The organism is Pseudoxanthomonas beigongshangi, from assembly GCF_016820515.1.
GTDB lineage: Bacteria > Pseudomonadota > Gammaproteobacteria > Xanthomonadales > Xanthomonadaceae > Pseudoxanthomonas_A > Pseudoxanthomonas_A beigongshangi.
In genome coordinates, this window is the sequence record NZ_JADHDV010000003.1 from 90,702 (window position 1) to 108,089 (window position 17,388).

General features: G+C 66.2%; 16 protein-coding genes. 10 read left to right on the plus strand and 6 right to left on the minus strand.

All coding sequences use genetic code 11. From position 1 onward, the window contains the following. Window positions 1-317 precede the first annotated feature (317 nt). Window positions 318-581: an XAC0095 family protein gene (locus IQ458_RS03090; RefSeq protein ID WP_203321884.1), complete on the minus strand. Its 264-nt coding sequence runs from the start codon at window positions 579-581 to the stop codon at window positions 318-320. 496 nt (window positions 582-1,077) lie between these two features. Between IQ458_RS03090 and IQ458_RS03095 the strand changes: the two genes are divergently transcribed. Together IQ458_RS03095 and IQ458_RS03100 are read left to right on the plus strand one after the other, a co-directional pair. Beyond that, complete coding sequence (locus tag IQ458_RS03095; protein WP_203321885.1) at window positions 1,078-1,653, plus strand: TetR/AcrR family transcriptional regulator; 576 nt, start codon at window positions 1,078-1,080, stop codon at window positions 1,651-1,653. 4 nt (window positions 1,654-1,657) lie between these two features. Continuing rightward, a complete protein-coding gene (locus tag IQ458_RS03100; protein ID WP_203321886.1) occupies window positions 1,658-2,008 on the plus strand; it encodes a VOC family protein in 351 nt (116 codons plus the stop codon). Window positions 2,009-2,100: 92 nt separating this feature from the next. Here IQ458_RS03100 and IQ458_RS03105 read toward each other — a convergent pair whose 3' ends face one another. Then, window positions 2,101-2,397, minus strand: coding sequence for a hypothetical protein (locus IQ458_RS03105; RefSeq protein WP_203321887.1), 297 nt, complete (start codon window positions 2,395-2,397; stop codon window positions 2,101-2,103). Between the two features lie 96 nt (window positions 2,398-2,493). Beyond that, window positions 2,494-4,320 (minus strand): glutamine--fructose-6-phosphate transaminase (isomerizing), encoded by a 1,827-nt coding sequence (glmS, locus tag IQ458_RS03110; protein WP_183640774.1) that lies wholly within the window; start codon window positions 4,318-4,320, stop codon window positions 2,494-2,496. A gap of 192 nt (window positions 4,321-4,512) precedes the next feature. Between glmS and IQ458_RS03115 the strand changes: the two genes are divergently transcribed. The 7 genes from IQ458_RS03115 to IQ458_RS03145 all read left to right on the plus strand — a co-directional run bounded on the left by IQ458_RS03115 (window position 4,513) and on the right by IQ458_RS03145 (window position 13,207). Then, the gene (locus IQ458_RS03115) at window positions 4,513-5,790 is read left to right on the plus strand and encodes an efflux RND transporter periplasmic adaptor subunit (protein ID WP_203321962.1); all 1,278 of its coding nucleotides are present in this window, start codon (window positions 4,513-4,515) and stop codon (window positions 5,788-5,790) included. Window positions 5,791-5,887: 97 nt separating this feature from the next. Beyond that, a complete protein-coding gene (locus tag IQ458_RS03120; RefSeq protein ID WP_225562498.1) occupies window positions 5,888-6,616 on the plus strand; it encodes an ABC transporter ATP-binding protein in 729 nt (242 codons plus the stop codon). 10 nt (window positions 6,617-6,626) lie between these two features. Continuing rightward, the gene (locus IQ458_RS03125; RefSeq protein WP_183640773.1) at window positions 6,627-7,928 is read left to right on the plus strand and encodes an ABC transporter permease; all 1,302 of its coding nucleotides are present in this window, start codon (window positions 6,627-6,629) and stop codon (window positions 7,926-7,928) included. Between the two features lie 88 nt (window positions 7,929-8,016). Further along, a complete protein-coding gene (locus IQ458_RS03130; RefSeq protein WP_192199092.1) occupies window positions 8,017-9,243 on the plus strand; it encodes an ABC transporter permease in 1,227 nt (408 codons plus the stop codon). A 66-nt stretch (window positions 9,244-9,309) separates the two neighbouring features. After that, window positions 9,310-10,533 carry an ABC transporter permease gene (locus IQ458_RS03135; protein WP_203321888.1) on the plus strand — a complete coding sequence of 408 codons (1,224 nt, stop codon included), beginning with the start codon at window positions 9,310-9,312 and terminating at the stop codon, window positions 10,531-10,533. A gap of 2 nt (window positions 10,534-10,535) precedes the next feature. Then, the gene (locus tag IQ458_RS03140; RefSeq protein WP_203321889.1) at window positions 10,536-11,873 is read left to right on the plus strand and encodes a sigma-54-dependent transcriptional regulator; all 1,338 of its coding nucleotides are present in this window, start codon (window positions 10,536-10,538) and stop codon (window positions 11,871-11,873) included. Next, window positions 11,870-13,207 (plus strand): sensor histidine kinase, encoded by a 1,338-nt coding sequence (locus IQ458_RS03145; RefSeq protein WP_183640767.1) that lies wholly within the window; start codon window positions 11,870-11,872, stop codon window positions 13,205-13,207. Before IQ458_RS03140 ends, IQ458_RS03145 begins: the two co-directional genes overlap by 4 nt. A gap of 217 nt (window positions 13,208-13,424) precedes the next feature. Here IQ458_RS03145 and glmU read toward each other — a convergent pair whose 3' ends face one another. Next, a complete protein-coding gene (gene glmU, locus IQ458_RS03150; RefSeq protein WP_203321890.1) occupies window positions 13,425-14,792 on the minus strand; it encodes a bifunctional UDP-N-acetylglucosamine diphosphorylase/glucosamine-1-phosphate N-acetyltransferase GlmU in 1,368 nt (455 codons plus the stop codon). A 90-nt stretch (window positions 14,793-14,882) separates the two neighbouring features. Here glmU and IQ458_RS03155 point away from each other — a divergent pair, with 90 nt between their 5' ends. Continuing rightward, the gene (locus IQ458_RS03155; protein ID WP_203321891.1) at window positions 14,883-15,266 is read left to right on the plus strand and encodes a GtrA family protein; all 384 of its coding nucleotides are present in this window, start codon (window positions 14,883-14,885) and stop codon (window positions 15,264-15,266) included. A gap of 135 nt (window positions 15,267-15,401) precedes the next feature. Here IQ458_RS03155 and IQ458_RS03160 read toward each other — a convergent pair whose 3' ends face one another. Beyond that, window positions 15,402-15,824, minus strand: a complete 423-nt coding sequence (locus IQ458_RS03160) for a F0F1 ATP synthase subunit epsilon (protein WP_183640762.1) — start codon at window positions 15,822-15,824, stop codon at window positions 15,402-15,404. Between the two features lie 153 nt (window positions 15,825-15,977). Continuing rightward, on the minus strand, window positions 15,978-17,378 hold the full coding sequence (gene atpD, locus IQ458_RS03165; RefSeq protein ID WP_141454321.1) for a F0F1 ATP synthase subunit beta: 1,401 nt from the start codon (window positions 17,376-17,378) through the stop codon (window positions 15,978-15,980). Window positions 17,379-17,388 lie beyond the last annotated feature (10 nt).

Below are 17,388 nucleotides of genomic sequence, written 5' to 3' on the forward strand. Positions count from 1 at the left end.
CCCTTCTTCGAAGGGGGAGGCAAAGCGGACTCCCGCTTATCGACAGGATTCAGAAAGGAGCCCTGATAGCCCCCTTTTGCAAAGGGGGCGGGCGCCTGCGCAGCAGGCGACGGGGGATTTGCTCTTGGCGATGCAGCGGGAAATCCAGCCAATCGCCACGAGGAGACGACTCGAATCGAGCCGGAGATGAAGATACCGACCCCGGCGGAAACAGCACCACGACGCCGGGCAGCGCGGTGCACCGATGATCCGACATCCCGGGATGTCGGATCGGGCACCTTGCGCAGGGGTGCCGGTGTTGGCGAATGCCCGTTGGCTTAGTGCTTGGTTTCGGGGTTCGGCGGTGGCATCCAGGCCATCCGGTCGAGGACGTGCTGGGCCTGCGCGGCGAATGCGTCGAAGCTGGCGTGCCAGGCCTTGATCGGGATGTGCGGATCCTTGTCTTTTTCCACCGCCATGCACGCCAGGCTCAGGTGGCTCATCAGGCGGAGCTGGCCTTGCAGGGAAAGCAGGCGCAGGTAGCCCTCGTCGGTCAACAGGTAGCCGGAACGGCGATCGGGCGGCGGTTGGGTCTTGCTCATGCGGGTACTCCTTTTCCGTGTGAAAACCCGTCTGCGGAGGTGCAGACGGGTGTCGGGAGGTTAGGAAAGCCGCGTAGTGTCGGCGGGCGTATTCCCTCTTGCGAGGTCTTGTATTAGCCGCCCTCCCGACGTGGAACTACAAACGCCGGAAGTACCGATGATGCTGGTACGAAAGAGCCATCCACGTTTCCGTGATGACCTCGCACTACGCTGGAGTTCCTACACTCCGGGAACGGAGTCTGCTGAGTGTGGCGCGTCGATTCAATAGATCCGGATTCAATGTTAGTCGTTGAACTCGCGTGTCATTCTTGGCGAAAAATTCGATAGGCAGCCTCCTTGGTGAGGCTTCATCGGCGAGACCCACCTCGCTGAACACCTGCACTCGATCATGGCGTCGCCGCTTCACCTCCCGCATTGGAAAAAATGGCCACGTCGGAAGCACTTTCCGAACAAACAAGGCCCACTGTCCGACACGCTTCGTGGGAAGATTCCCGCCATGACCCAGGCCGACCCACATGCCGATCCCCGCTGGCAGCGCACCCATCAGGATCTTCTGGCCGCGTTCCTTTCACTGGTAATCGGCCGGCGTTATCACGACATCCGGATTGCCGACGTGCTGGCGCGTTCCGGGGTCAGCCGCTCGACCTTCTACGAGCATTTCCGCAACAAGGACGAACTGCTGTCGGCAAGCCTGGAGGAACCTTTCCGGATCCTGGCCGGCTTGATCACGGATGACACAGACGCCGCGCGCGTCCGCATGATGCTGGATCACTTCTGGACCAATCGCGCGTTGGCCCCCAGCCTGTTCCAGGGACCGGCGCTGCGGGTCGTCCGCAGCGCATTGGTCACGCAAGTGGAAGCGGCACTCGACCGCGGGGAGTTTCGACTGCGCATCCCGGCGCGGCTGGCGGCGCATTCACTGGCCGACGGCATGTTCTCGCCCATCACGGCCTGGTTGTTGGGCGAGTCCACATGCGACGCCCAGGATATGGCGATTGCGTTGCAACGGACCACGGCTGCAACGGTGCGGGCATTGCAGACGGATCCCCTTCCATCCGGCGACACGGAGTAGACCCATGAAGATGCAACGCCTGATTCCCATGCTGCCGGTCAGCGATATGCCGGCCAGCGTGGAGTTCTACGGAAAACTCGGCTTCGCGGTGGAAAACCGCAATGACGAATGGCGCTGGGCCATGCTGACCTTCGACGAATGCCGGCTGATGGTGGACGAATCCATCAACATGCCGCCGGATGCGCCGCGCACGTCGGTGATCTACCTCTATCCCGACGATATCTTTGCCTACCACCGCGAGGTGCGCCGGCGCGGCGTGGTGGTGCCTTCGATCAGCCATCCGTTCTACGGCATGAGCGAGTTCCGGATTGAGGATCCGGATGGCAATCGGTTGTGGATTGGGCAGAAAGGGTGAGAGCAGGAGAGGTCCTGGATCTGGGTACGCCGGTACAAAACGATTGCCAACGCGATCCCCCACCAATCCCAGTCAACGCTGACATAAGAGCGCTATTGGAAAGCCAGTAATCCTGACAGGATCAGTCCAGCGGCTAGCGAAGACCAGGCAACGATCTGCAGCCAATCCCCTCCACGCAGGATCGCCAGATCGTCGAATGCCAGTGTCAGCGCCCAAGTTTTACCGGCTCGTTCTCTGGCGCGGTCGATAATCCTGCCAGGGATCACAACGAATATCGTCATGCCTGCGAGACACAGGCCAACCCGCTCTGGTTGCCTCACGATCCATAAGACGACTCCGGCACCAAGCCAGAGCATGAGAAGAGGAAAAATCCTGAGCATCTTGTTCATAGCTTGCCCCCTCAACTGATATCTGTGAACGGCACAAGAATCGTGTTTTCGTCGTGACCAGTAAAACAAGGGCCGCTTTCGCGGCCCTCGTTTCAATCACTCCACCGTCACCGATTTCGCCAGGTTTCTCGGCTTGTCCACATCCGTTCCTCGTGCCAGTGCCGTGTGGTACGCCAGCAACTGGACGGGAATGGTGTGCACCACCGGGCTGAGCACGCCGGTGTGGCGCGGGGTGCGGATGACGTGTACGCCTTCGGATTCGGTGAAGTTGCTGTCCTGGTCGGCGAACACGAACAGCTCGCCGCCGCGCGCGCGGACTTCCTGCATGTTGGATTTGACCTTCTCCAGCAGGGTGTCGTTGGGCGCGATGACGACGACCGGCATGTCGGCGTCGACCAGCGCCAGCGGACCGTGCTTGAGCTCGCCGGCCGGATAGGCCTCGGCGTGGATGTAGGAGATTTCCTTGAGCTTGAGCGCGCCTTCCAGGGCGATGGGGTAATGCAGGCCGCGGCCGAGGAACAGCGCGTCGGACTTCGGCGCGAAGCGTTCGGCCCAGGCGGCGATCTGCGGTTCCAGGTTGAGCGCGTGCTGCACGCTGCCGGGCAGGTGGCGCAGTTGCTCCAGGTAGTCGGCTTCCTGCTCCGGAGTGACCTTGCCATGCAGCTTGCCCAGCACCACGGTCAGCTGGAACAGCGCGGCCAGCTGGGTGGTGAAGGCCTTGGTGGAAGCCACGCCGATTTCCGCGCCGGCGCGGGTGTAGCAGACCAGTTCGCTGGCGCGCGGGATGGCGCTCTCGGGCACGTTGCAGATGGACAGGCTGTGCTGGTGGCCGAGCGACTTGGCGTACTTCAGCGCTTCCATCGTGTCCAGCGTTTCGCCGGACTGGGAGATGGTGACGATCAGGTGCTTGGGATTGGCGTAGGCGGCGCGGTAGCGATATTCGCTGGCGATTTCCACGCTGCACGGCAGGCCGGCGATGGACTCGATCCAGTAGCGCGCGGTCATGCCGGCGTAGTAGCTGGTGCCGCAGGCGAGGATCTGCACGCCCTCGATGTCCTTGAGCACGGCCTCGGCGTTGGCGCCGAACAGCGTGGGCAGGAAGCCGCCGTCGATGACCGCCTCGATGGTGTCGGCGATGGCGCGCGGCTGCTCGTGGATTTCCTTCTGCATGAAGTGGCGGTACGGGCCCAGTTCCAGCGAGGCCAGCGACACGTCGGAGACGTGCACATCGCGCTCGATGGGCTGGTCGTTGCCGTCGAACACGCGCACGGCCTGGCGGGTGACCTCGGCGGTGTCGCCTTCTTCCAGGAAGATCACCCGGCGGGTGGCCTGGATGATCGCCGACACGTCCGAGGCGATGAAGTTCTCGCCCTCGCCCAGGCCGATCAGCAGCGGGCAACCCATGCGCGCGCAGACCATGCGCTCGGGTTCCTTGCGGCTGACCACGGCCAGCGCGTAGGCGCCGGTCAGTTCCTTGACCGTGCGCTGCAGGGCGGTGAGCAGGTCATCGCCACCCTTGAGGTGGTGGTGCATCAGGTGGGCGATGACTTCGGTGTCGGTCTGCGATTCGAATTCGTAGCCCAGCGCGCGCAACTTCTCGCGCTGCTCCTCGTGGTTCTCGATGATGCCGTTGTGTACCAGCGCCACGCCATGGCTGATGTGCGGGTGGGCGTTGGCCTCGGTGACCCCGCCGTGGGTGGCCCAGCGGGTATGGCCGATGCCCAGGCTGGCGTTGAAGCCCTCGGCGGCGGCCGCGTTCTCCATCTCCGACACCCGGCCGGTGCGGCGGACGCGGCGCACATCCTTCTGCTCGACCACGGCGATGCCGGCGGAGTCGTAGCCGCGGTATTCCAGCCGCTTCAGTCCCTCGATGAGTACCGGTACCACGTCGCGATCGGCGATCGCTCCCACAATCCCGCACATAGAGTCTTGTCCACCTGAGTCAAAACGAGTCCCGATTGTAACGGGGGCGGACACAACGGACAGTGTCCGCGCCGGTGTCCACGGACACCCGGACACCGTTCCAACGCCCTTCTCCCCCTTGAAAATCAAACGGTTGCGATTGGCACGCATCCTGCTTTGACGGGGCGTCTTCCCAATAAACGCATGCCATCGATGATTCGGGACACCTCCGCGCAAGATCGCCCCCTGAGTGCCGGCCCCACCGCCACCGCCGCCGCGCCCTGGAAGCGCTGGCTGCTGCCGGCCGCCGGTGGCCTGGCCCTGCTGCTGGTCATCGGCTTCGCCGTGCGCGGCTGGGTGGGCGGCAGTCGCTCCTTCGACGGCGCGCGGGTGCGCATCGCCGAGGTCAAGCGCGGCGACCTGGTGCGCGACATCTCCGCCGACGGCCGCCTCATCGCCTCCAACAGTCCCACCCTGTACGCCATCGCCGGCGGCGTGGTGACCCTGAAGGTGGTGGCCGGCGACAAGGTGACCAAGGGCCAGGTGCTGGCCGAGATCGACAGCCCCGAGCTGCGTAGCAAGCTGGCGCAGGAACAGGCGGCCCTGGCCGGCCTGGAAGCCGAGGCCAGCCGCGCCACCCTGGACGCGGCGGTGACCCGCGCCAACGCGCAGAAGGCGCTGGACCAGGCCGACATCGATCGCCAGGCCGCCCAGCGCGATCTGGAACGCTACGAGCGCGGCTTCAACGGCGGCGCGGTGCCGCAGATCGACGTGGCCAAGGCCAAGGACGATCTGCGCAAGACCGAGATCGCAATGGATCACGCGCGCAAGGACGTGAACCTGCAGGGCCAGGGCGCCAGCCTGGATGCGCGCAACAAGCAGCTGATGGCCGAGCGCCAACGTTCCATCGTGGCCGAGGTGCAGCGCCAGGTCGATGCGCTGACCCTGCGCTCGCCGTTCGATGGCCAGGTCGGCCAGGTGCAGGCGGTGCAGCGCTCCAACGTGGCGATCAACGCGCCGGTGATGAGCGTGGTGGACCTGTCCAAGTTCGAAGTGGAGATCAAGGTGCCGGAGAGCTTCGCCCGCGATCTGGCGATCGGCATGCCGGCCCAGCTGACCAGCAACGGCCAGCCGTATCCGGGCGAGATCTCGGCGGTGTCGCCGGAAGTGGTGAATGGCGAAGTCAACGCGCGCATCCGCTTCAGCGAAAAGCAGCCGCCGGGCCTGCGCCAGAGCCAGCGCCTGAGCGCGCGCATCCTGATGGACACCCGCCGCAACGTGCTGATGGTCGAGCGCGGCCCGTTCGTCGAACAGTCCGGCGGCCGCTACGCCTACGTGATGGACGGCAACTCGGCGGTGCGCCGCCCGGTGCAGATCGGCGTGAGCAGCCTGAGCGCGGTGGAGATCGTCAGCGGCCTGCAGCCGGGCGACAAGGTCGTGGTGTCCGGCAGCGACCAGTTCGGCGATGCCGAGCGGGTCTCGATCAACTGATTCATCGACTCACCGTCTTCCCGTTTTCGTACCCGCCATTCCGTATTTCCCGTATTCCCAGACTTCCATGCTACGCACACACCAGAAGGACTTCGCCATGCTCGAGATGCGTTCGGTTTCCAAGGTCTACCGCACTTCCCAGGTGGAGACGCACGCGCTGCGCTCCCTCGACCTGCATGTCCGCGAGGGCGAGTTTGTCGCGGTGACCGGGCCGTCGGGCTCGGGCAAGACCACCTTCCTCAACATCGCCGGTCTGCTGGAAACCTTCACCGGTGGCCAGTACACCCTGGACGGCCAGGACGTGAGCGGGCTGTCGGATGACGCGCGCAGCAAGCTGCGCAACCAGAAGATCGGCTTCATCTTCCAGAGCTTCAACCTGATTCCGGATCTGAACCTGTTCGACAACGTCGACGTGCCGCTGCGCTACCGCGGCATGAGCGCTTCCGAGCGCAAGCAGCGCATTGAGGACGCGCTGACCCGCGTCGGCCTGGGCTCGCGCATGAAGCACTACCCGTCCGAACTGTCCGGCGGCCAGCAGCAGCGCGCGGCGATCGCGCGTGCCCTGGCCGGCACGCCCAAGCTGCTGCTGGCGGACGAACCGACCGGCAACCTGGACTCGCAGATGGCCCGTGGGGTGATGGAGCTGCTGGAGGAGATCAACAGCCAGGGCACCACCATCATCATGGTGACCCACGATCCGGAGCTGGCCGCGCGCGCGCAGCGCAACGTGCACATCGTCGACGGCGCCGCCACCGACCTGACCACCGAGCCGCGCCTGATTTCCACGGTGGGCCTGGACGTCAATCTCGCTCCCGCCCAGGCCTGAGGAACTGACCATGTTCGGTTACTACTTCCAGCTTGCCCTGCGCAGCTTCAGGCGCAACAAGGTGCTGACCGCGCTGATGGTGCTGGCCATCGCGCTGGGCATCGGCGCCAGCATGACCACCCTGACCGTGTTCTACATCCTGTCCGGCGATCCGATGCCGGGCCGCAGCCACACCCTGTTCTACCCGCAGATGGATCCGCAAAGCATGGACGGCTACACCGCTGGCGAAGAGCCGGAGGAGCAGGTGACGCGTTTCGACGCCGAGGCGCTGCTGCGCGAGAAGAAGGGCGATCGCCAGGCGCTGATGACCGGCGGCGGCGTCAGCATCGAGCCGGAGAAACAGGGCCTGTCCCCGTTCGTGGTGGACGCGCGCTACACCTCGGCCGATTTCTTCCCGATGTTCGACGCACCGTTCGCGCAGGGAACGCCCTGGAGCGCACGCGAGGACGATACCCAGGCGCGCGTGGCGGTGATCTCCCAGAAACTCAACGAAAAGCTGTTCGACGGCGGCAACAGCGTGGGCAAGTCGATCCGCATCGACCAGAACGAGTTCCGCGTGATCGGCGTGCTGGAGGACTGGCGCCCCACCCCGCGCTTCTATGATCTGAACAGCGATCGCTACGGCGAGGTGGAGCAGGTGTTCCTGCCGTTCTCCACCGCGGTGAACATGAAGTTCGGCCGCAACGGTTCGATGAACTGCTGGGGCGACAGCCAGGGCGACGAGACCGGCGTCAATGCGCCCTGCACGTGGATGCAGTACTGGGTGCAGTTGGATACGCCGGAAAAGGTGGAAGCCTACCGCCAGTACCTGGTGAATTACTCCGACCAGCAGCGCCGCGCCGGCCGTTTCGAGCGGCCAACCAACGTGCGCCTGCGCAACGTGATGGAGTGGCTGGACTACAAGAAAGTCGTGCCCAGCGACGTGCGCCTGCAGACCTGGCTGGCATTCGGCTTCCTGCTGGTCTGCCTGATCAACACGGTGGGCCTGCTGCTGGCCAAGTTCATGCGTCGCTCCAGCGAAATCGGCGTGCGCCGCGCCCTGGGCGCCTCCAAGGGGGCGATCTTCACCCAGGCGCTGGTGGAGGCCGGCACCATCGGCCTGGCCGGCGGCGTGCTCGGACTGGGACTTGCCCTGCTGGGCCTGTGGGCAGTACGCCAGCAGCCGGCCAGCTACGCCGAACTGGCGCACCTGGACCCGGTGATGCTGCTGACCACGTTCGGCCTGGCGATCCTGGCCAGCGTGCTGGCGGGCTTGCTGCCCGCCTGGCGCGCCTGCCAGGTGACCCCGGCCATCCAGCTCAAAACCCAATGATCCAGTCGCCGCTCCGGCCGATGGACGCGCGGTAGCTCTCTCTCCCGCACGCCTCGGCCGGAACGGCAACTCTCCCGGAGCACACCTCATGGATATCCGCCCCATCTTCACCGCGCTGCGCCGGCACAAGACCGCCGCCGCACTGATCGTCATCGAGGTCGCGCTGAGCTGCGCGATCATCTGCAACGCCCTGTTCCTGATCAACGGACGACTGGAGCGCATGGACCGCGTCAGCGGCCTGGCCGAGAAGGAAATCGTGCGCGTCCAGCTGGCCGGCATCGGCCGCGACGAGAATGCCGAAGCACTCACCAAGGCCGATCTGGCGGCATTGCGCGCCTTGCCCGGCGTGAAGGCAGCTTCGGTGACCAACCAGGTGGCATTCAACAACAGTTCCTGGAACAGCGGCGTCCGCCTGAACCAGCAGCAGACCCATCAGAATCTGAACGCCACCGTCTACATGGCGGACGATCAGTTCCTCGATACCCTCGGCCTGAACCTGGTGGCCGGGCGCAAGTTCAACAGCGATGAATTCCTCGAATGGGAAACGTTGAACAAGCCCGACACCCCCGGCACCATCCCGTCGGCGATCATCACCCGCAGCATGGCCAACGCGCTCTATCCGGATGGCAGCGCACTGGGCAAGACGTTCTACAGCTGGGGCGATGAACCCATCAAGATCATCGGTATCGTCGAACACCTGGTGCGGCCAAGCGAACAGGGCGGACCGACCGCGTACGAGTACTCGATGATGTTTCCGATCCGGGTGCCCTTCAACATGGGCGGCCATTTCCTGATCCGCACCGATCCCGAGCGCCGCGCCGAGGTGCTGAAGGCTGCGGTGGACGTGCTGCAGAAGAACAGCCCCAATCGGATCATCCTGGAGCAGGACACCATCGAGGAGATGCGGAACGACTTCTACCGGCAGGACCGCTCGATGGCCTGGCTGCTGGTGGCGGTGTGCGTGGCGCTGCTGATCGTGACCGCGCTGGGCATCGTCGGCTTGGCCAGCTTCTGGGTGCAGCAGCGTTCCAAGCAGATCGGCGTGCGCCGGGCGCTGGGCGCGACCCGCCGGCAGATCCTGCGCTACTTCCAGACCGAGAACTTCCTACTGGCCTCGCTGGGCATCGTCATCGGCATGGCGCTGGCCTACGGCATCAACCAGGTGCTGATGGGCAAGTACGAGCTGGCGCGGTTGCCGCTGTACTACCTGCCGGTGGGCGCGGTGCTGCTGTGGCTGCTGGGCCAGATCTCGGTGCTCGGCCCGGCCATGCGCGCGGCGTCGGTGCCGCCGGCGGTGGCGACCCGTAGCGCTTGATCGGCCCGCCTGCCGCCCTCCGACTCCCCGCCCGACGGCGGGGAGTCTTCTTCCGCCGGGTGAACCATGGACCTTCGTTCCCTGTTTCGGATCCCCATCCTGCTGTGCCGGCACCGCGGCCTGGCCACGCTGCTGGTGCTGGAGGTCGCGGTTGGTTTCCTGCTGCTGTACCTCGCCTGGCAGGCACACTCGGCCTGGCAGCATGCGCGGACCGCACCCAGCGGAGTTTCCGAAGCCTCGTTGCTGGTCGTTCCGCCAATGGGCCGCGCGGCCACCGTCGTGGACGTGCCCGCGCTGATGCAGGCGCTGCGCGCCCTGCCCGGCGTCGAGGCCGCGGTCGCGACCAACCAGGTTCCGTACGCGCGCAACTCGTGGAACGCCGCCGTGGGCGACCGCCCGCCGGTCGGCCGTGATCGGATCGCCAGCATCTACATGGGCGGCGCGGACATGCCCCGCGCGCTTGGCCTGGACATCGCCGCCGGCCGCGACTTGCTCGCTTCGGAAGATCAGGTCATGACGCCGGACGCCGGCGACGGCAGCGCGCTGCCCGCGCTGGTCACCCGTTCGCTGGCCGAGGATCTGTATCCGGGCGGGCCGGTGCTGGGCCGGCCGGTGAGTGGCCTGCAGCGACCGGCGCGGATTGTCGGCGTCGTCGACCGCGCGCCGCTGCCGCTGGGCAGTCGCGGTCACGCCTCGCCGGGCGCGGCGCTCTTCCTGCCGTTGCGTCCAGGCGATGCATCGTGGGCGCATCTGCTGATCCGCACCGCGCCGGAACAACGCGACGTGGTGGCGCAGCGGGTCCATGCCTTGCTCGTCGCGAGCTTCCCCGAACGACCGGTCGCCATGCCGTTGCGGATGGACGAGATGCGCCTGGATACCCTGCACGCGGAGCGTCGCTGGATGTGGACGACACTCGCCTGCGCGGCCGGCTGGTGGCTGCTGACGCTGCTGAGCCTGGGCGTGGCCGGCCAGTTGTGGGTGCAGCAAAGCGCGCTGCGGATCAGCCTGCATCGCGCGGTCGGCGCGACCGCGCGGCAGATCCGGCTGGCGGTGCGCTGGGAACATTTCCTGATCACCCTGGCGGGCATCGGCCTGGGCGCCGTCGCCGCGCGCGCACTGCTCCACCGCCTGCCCGCGCCGTGGACCCTGGAACCCGCCTCGCCACTGTGGCTGGCCGGCGCGGCACTGGTGATCATGGCGGTGGCGCAACTCGCCGCGACCTGGCCCGCGCGCCGCGCCGCCAACGTCGCGCCGGAGCGCGTGACGCGCAAGCCCTGGGTTAGGCTATAGGCATGCCCATCATCCTCGTCATCGACGACAACCGCGCCGTCAGCACCGCGCTGGAAGTCCTGTTTTCCCTGCACGACATCACCACCCTGCACGCCGAATCGCCGGAGGCCGGCCTGGCCACGCTGCGACAGGAGCCGGTAGACCTGGTCATCCAGGACATGAATTTCTCCGCCGACACCACTTCCGGCGCGGAAGGCGAAGCGCTGTTCGCCGAAATCCGCGCGCAGCATCCGGATCTGCCGGTGATCCTGCTGACGGCATGGACCCACCTGGAAGCGGCGGTGAACCTGATCCGCGCCGGTGCGGTGGACTACATCGCCAAGCCCTGGGATGACCGCAAGCTGCTGGCGACGGTCAACAACCTGATCGAGCTGTCCGAGGCGCGCAGCGAACTGGATCGCCGGCGCAGCCGCGAGCGCCAGAGCCGCGGACAACTCGCCGCCCGCTACGATCTGCGCGGACTGGTGTTCGAGGATCCGGCCAGCGAGCGCATGATCGCGCTGGCCTGCCAGGTGGCGCGTTCGGATCTGCCGGTGCTGATCACCGGACCCAACGGCAGCGGCAAGGAAAAGATCGCCGAGATCATCCAGGCCAATTCCAGCGTGAAGGCCGGACCGTTCGTGACCCTCAACTGTGGCGCGCTGCCTTCCGAATTGATCGAAGCCGAGCTGTTCGGTGCCGAGGCCGGTGCCTACACCGGCGCCAACAAGACGCGCGAAGGCAAGTTCGAGGCCGCCGATGGCGGCACCCTGTTCCTCGATGAAATCGGCAACCTGCCGCTGGCCGGGCAGATGAAGCTGTTGCGGGTACTGGAGACCGGCCGCTTCGAGCGCCTGGGTTCCAACCGCGAGCGACGGGTGACGGTGCGGGTGATCAGCGCGACCAACGCCGACCTGCCGGCGATGATTCGCGAAGGCACGTTCCGCGAGGATCTGTACTACCGGCTCAACGCGATCGAACTGAACCTGCCGCCGCTGGCCGAACGGCCCGGCGACATCCTGCCGCTGGCCGAACACTTCCGCCCGGCCGACAAGCCGATCGGCGAATCGGCCCGCGCGGCGCTGGTACGGCACGGCTGGCCGGGCAACGTGCGCGAACTGCGCAACGTGATGCAGCGCGCCGGCCTGCTGGCCCAGGGCGCGCGCATCGAAGCGGCGGATCTCAACCTGCCCCGTTCGGCGCCGGTGCGCAGCGTTCCGTCCGACGAACCGGACAAGGCGGCGCTTGAAAACGCGCTGTCGCGTGCCGGCGGCGTGATCGCGCAGGCCGCCGCCGAACTGGGCCTGAGCCGGCAGGCGCTGTACCGGCGCATGGACCGCTACGGCATCCCGCGCGAATGACCCGTCGCTCGCTCGCCGGTCGCCTGTTGCTGTGGCTGCTGCCTTCGATGGCGGTGGCGATCGGGCTGCCGCTGCTGCTGCACCGCTGGCTGGACGACGACCGGCTGGCGTTCCTGTTGTCGGCACTGATCGTGCTGCCGCTGGTCATGCTGGCCGTGCGGCGAGCGCTGGCGCCGATGAATTCGCTGTTCCGCGCCTTGTCCGGCAGCGTGAACAGTTATCGCGACGGCGAGTACAACTTCGGCATCCATTGGGACAGCCCGGACGAACTCGGCGCACTGGTGGCCTCCCACAGCGAACTGGGCGACGTGCTGCGCGAACAGCGCCAGAGCCTGGTGCAGCGCGAACTGCTGCTGGACACCATGGTGCAGAACACACCGGTGGCGATGCTGCTGCTGGCCACCGGCGGCGATGGCGTGCGCCGGGTCGTGTTCGCCAATGTCGCCGCGCGCAAGCTGTTGCATGGCGGCTGGAAACTGGAGGGGCAGAATTTCGACCTGCTGCTGGAAAGCGCGCCGGTGGAAATGCGCGAGGCATTGTCGCGCGGCGGCGACAGCCTGTTCGCGGTGGCCCAGGCCGACAGCGAGGAGGAGGAACAGGTCTACCACCTGGCGCGCCGCTACTTCCGCCTCAATGGCCGTCGCCACGAACTGCTGCTGCTGCGCCTGCTGACCAGCGAACTGCGCCGGCAGGAAGTGATGACCTGGAAGAAGGTCATCCGCGTGATCAGTCACGAACTCAACAATTCGCTGGCGCCCATCGCCTCGCTGGCCCACTCGGGCAGCGAGCTGATCCGACGCGGCCGCCATGACCGGCTGGAGGAGATCTTCGCGACCATCGAGGATCGCGCCCGCCATCTGGAAGGCTTCATCCGCGGCTACGCGCGTTTCGCCAAGCTGCCGCAACCGCAGCTGCAGACAATCCATTGGAACACCTGGCTGGAAGGCCTGCGTCGGCAGATCACCTTCCAGTTGGAAATGCCCGCGGACGACCTGAGCAGCCGCATCGATCCGGCCCAGTTGGAACAAGCCCTGCTCAACCTGCTGAAAAATGCCCACGAATCGGGTTCCAGCGTGGACGGCGTTGCGATGAAGGTCACCCGCCTGCCGGACTGGATCCGCCTGGAAGTGATGGATCGCGGCAGCGGCATGAATGATGCCGTGCTGCAGAACGCGCTGGTGCCGTTCTATTCGACCAAGCGCAACGGCACCGGCCTGGGCCTGGCGCTGACCCGCGAAATCGTCGAGGCCCACGGCGGCCGCCTGTCCCTGCACAACCGCGAAGGCGGCGGCCTGTGCGTGGCGATCCAGCTGCCGGACAATCCGGGTGCCTGAGGCGTCGCGCGCACCCTCCCTTCCTGTGGGAGCGACGTAAGTCGCGATACGCGGAACACCCGGCATGCATCGTGATACGAATGCATGTGGCAAAGGCTCGCGACTCACGTCGCTCCCACATGACAGATTGCGGTCCCGTAGAGCGGAGCTTGCTCCGCTGCACGGAAATCATCACCGCTTCCTGAAACCCCGCGAGCCGGGCAAGCCCGGCTCCCCCTCAGGATTTCTTCTTGGGGCGCTGCCAGCCCTCGATGCTGGCCTGACGACCTCGGGCGACGGTGAGCTGATCGGCCGGCGCATTCTTGGTGATTACCGACCCCGCGCCGATGGTCGCGTTGCGGCCCAGCGTCACCGGCGCCACCAGGGAGGAATTGGAACCGACGAACACGCCGTCCTCGATGGTGGTGGTGGACTTGTTGACGCCATCGTAATTGCAGGTGATGGTGCCCGCGCCGATGTTGACGCCGGCGCCGATGACGGCGTCGCCGAGATAGGTCAGGTGATTGGCCTTGCTGCCCAGGCCCAGGGTGATCTTCTTGGTCTCGACGAAGTTGCCGATGTGCACGCTGTCGGCCAGCACGGTGCCCGGACGCAGGCGCGCATACGGGCCAATCTGGGCCTTGTCACCGCAGACCACGCCTTCCAGATCGCAGTGGGCACGCACCACGGTGCCGGCGCCCAGCTTGACGTCCTTCAGGCGGGTGAACGCGCCGATGCGCACGCCATCACCCAGTTCGACTTCGCCTTCCAGGATCACGTCCACGTCGATTTCGACATCGCGCCCCACCTTCACGGTACCCCGCTGATCGAAGCGCGACGGATCCAGCATGCGCGCGCCCTGCGTGCACAGCGCGCGCGCGGCGCGCAACTGGTACGCGCGTTCCAGCTGCGACAGCTGCCAGGGATCGTTGGCGCCCTCGGCTTCGATCGGATCGGCCACCAGCACCATCTCGGCCGGGCTGAACTCGCCCGCGGCCGAAGCGAAGATGTCGGTCAGGTAGTACTCGCCCTGGACGTTGTGGTTGGACAGCGCCGACAGCCAGCGCCGCAGCGCGGTGGATTCGGCGGCGATGATGCCGGTGTTGATGGTGCGGATGCGCCGCTGTTCGTCACTGGCGTCCTTGTGCTCGACGATGGCGGCGATCCGGCCCTCGGCATCACGCACGATGCGCCCGTATCCGCTCGGATCCTCCGGCTCGGCCACCAGCACGGCGACCCGGCCGGGCGCGGCCAGCAGGCGTTGCAGGGTCTCGGCCCGGGTCAGCGGCACGTCGCCGTACAGCACCAGCACGCTGGCGGCATCCGGCACCTGCGGCATGGCCTGGGCCACCGCATGGCCGGTGCCCAATTGCTGGGCCTGGTGCGCCCATTGCAGATCCGGCTGATCGGCGAGTGCAGCCTGCACCTGATCGCCGCCATGCCCATACACCACGTGGATGCCGGCCGGCGCCAGCGCCCGCGCCGCCTCGATGACATGGGCAAGCATCGGCCGCCCGGCAATCGGCTGCAGCACCTTCGGCAGCGCCGACTTCATGCGCTTGCCTTCGCCGGCGGCCAGGATGATGACGTGCAGGGGGTGGGTCATTGGCGTTCCTGTAGAGACAGTCCTTGAAGCTCGATTCTAAGCCACCGTCGCGGGTAGCATGTGCGCTCCCCGATTTTCGCCGGCATCTCTTTGAGCCTGTTGCAGCAAGCGCCCCGTTACGTCATTGCCGGCATCTTCCAGTTGCTGCTGGACTGGCTGCTGTTCGTGGCCCTGACCGCGCTGGGTGTGGCGCCGGCACCGGCCAACCTGGCCGGCCGCGCCAGCGGCGCGCTGCTCGGTTTCTGGCTCAACGGGCGCTGGACGTTCGCGCAGTCGGGCAGGCCCAAGCTGGGGTGGCGCCGGCTGCTCCGCTTCATCGTGGTCTGGCTGACGCTGACACTGGTCAGCACATGGCTGGTCGCCGCCATCGCCGCCGGGCTTGGCCTGCAGCAGGCCTGGCTGGCCAAACCGCTCGTTGAAGGTGGCCTGGCGGTGGTCGCCTTCTTCCTCTGGCGTCACATCGTCTATCGCTGAGGAAGGGTTCCTCACGCATCGCGGTGGTCAATCGCGGCAGACGACCTGCGCCAGCCCTGCCTGCGCGGCCGACGGAAAAGAAAAACGCCGGCCCAGGGCCGGCGTTTTCCATGACGCGGAATGGAATCGCGCGGTTCAGTGCTTCAGGTTCTTGCGCAGGCGCTCCAGCGCGCTCAGCTGGGCGATGCTCATGGCCAGCTGGGCCTGGGCTTCCTCGGCGCTCATCTTCGGATCCTTGTTGGCCAGGACGCGCTCGGCTTCTTCCTTGACCTTGCGGACCGAGGCTTCGTCGATGTCCTGCGCGCGGATCGCGGTGTCGGCCAGCACGGTGACGACCTGCGGCTGCACTTCCAGGATGCCGCCGGAGATGGCGAAGTCCAGGTGTTCGCCGTTCGGCAGGGTCACCACCACCTTGCCCGGCTTGAGGCGGGTGATCAGCGGCGCGTGCTTGGGCGCGATGCCCAGTTCGCCGAGCTCGCCGGTGGCGACGACCAGGGTGGCTTCACCGTGGAAGATTTCCTGTTCGGCGCTGACGATGTCGCAACGGATGGTGCTCATGTTACCTCGCTGTCGCGGGGCGGGATTCGGGATTCGGGATTCGGGATTCGGCAAGCGCCGAAGCGCTCCTCATCCACACCCTATCCAGCACGAATCCCGCTCTTGCGAATCTCTAATCCCGAATCCCGAATCCCGAATCCCAAGGAGGAGCGCTTACGCGCCCATCTTCTTGGCCTTCTCGACCGCTTCCTCGATGCTGCCGACCATGTAGAACGCCTGCTCCGGCAGGTGGTCGTACTCGCCGTCGACAATCGCCTTGAAGCCGCGGATGGTGTCCTTCAGGGCGACGTACTTGCCCGGCGAGCCGGTGAACACTTCGGCCACGTGGAACGGCTGGCTGAAGAAGCGCTCGATCTTGCGGGCGCGCGATACGGCCTGCTTGTCTTCTTCGGACAGTTCGTCCATGCCCAGGATCGCGATGATGTCCTTCAGTTCCTTGTACTTCTGCAAGGTGGCCTGGACGCGACGGGCGGTGTCGTAGTGCTCGTGGCCGATCACGTTCGGATCGAGCTGGCGGCTGGTGGAATCCAGCGGGTCCACGGCCGGGTAGATACCCAGCGAGGCGATGTTGCGCGACAGCACGACGGTGGCGTCCAGGTGGGCGAAGGTGGTCGCCGGCGACGGGTCGGTCAGGTCGTCCGCGGGCACGTACACGGCCTGGATCGAGGTGATCGAACCGGTCTTGGTCGAGGTGATGCGTTCCTGCAGCACGCCCATTTCCTCGGCCAGGGTCGGCTGGTAACCCACCGCCGACGGCATGCGGCCCAGCAACGCCGACACTTCGGTGCCGGCCAGGGTGTAGCGGTAGATGTTGTCGACGAACAGCAGCACGTCCTTGCCCTTGCCCGAAGCATCCTTCTCGTCGCGGAAGTACTCGGCCATGGTCAGGCCGGTCAGGGCGACGCGCAGGCGGTTGCCCGGCGGCTCGTTCATCTGGCCGTACACCATCGCCACCTTGTCGAGGACGTTGGAGTCCTTCATTTCGTGGTAGAAGTCGTTGCCCTCGCGGGTACGCTCGCCCACGCCGGCGAACACGGACAGACCGCTGTGCGCCTTGGCGATGTTGTTGATCAGTTCCATCATGTTGACGGTCTTGCCGACGCCGGCGCCGCCGAACAGGCCGACCTTGCCGCCCTTAGCGAACGGGCACATCAGGTCGATGACCTTGATGCCGGTTTCCAGCAGGTCGTTGGCCGAGGACTGGTCTTCGTACGACGGGGCGGCACGGTGGATTTCCCAGTGGTCGCTGGCCTGCACCGGACCGGCTTCGTCGATGGGCGTGCCGAGCACGTCCATGATGCGGCCCAGGGTGCCGTTGCCCACCGGCACCGAGATGGCGCGGCCGGTGTTGACGGCGACCAGGTTGCGCTTCAGGCCGTCGGTCGAGCCGAGGGCGATGGTGCGCACGACGCCGTCGCCGAGCTGCTGCTGCACTTCCAGCGTGATGGCGGTGTTGTCGACCTTCAGCGCGTCGTACACCTTCGGCACTTCATTGCGCGGGAATTCGACGTCAACCACCGCACCGATGATCTGAACGATCTTGCCCTGACTCATTTTCGTTGCT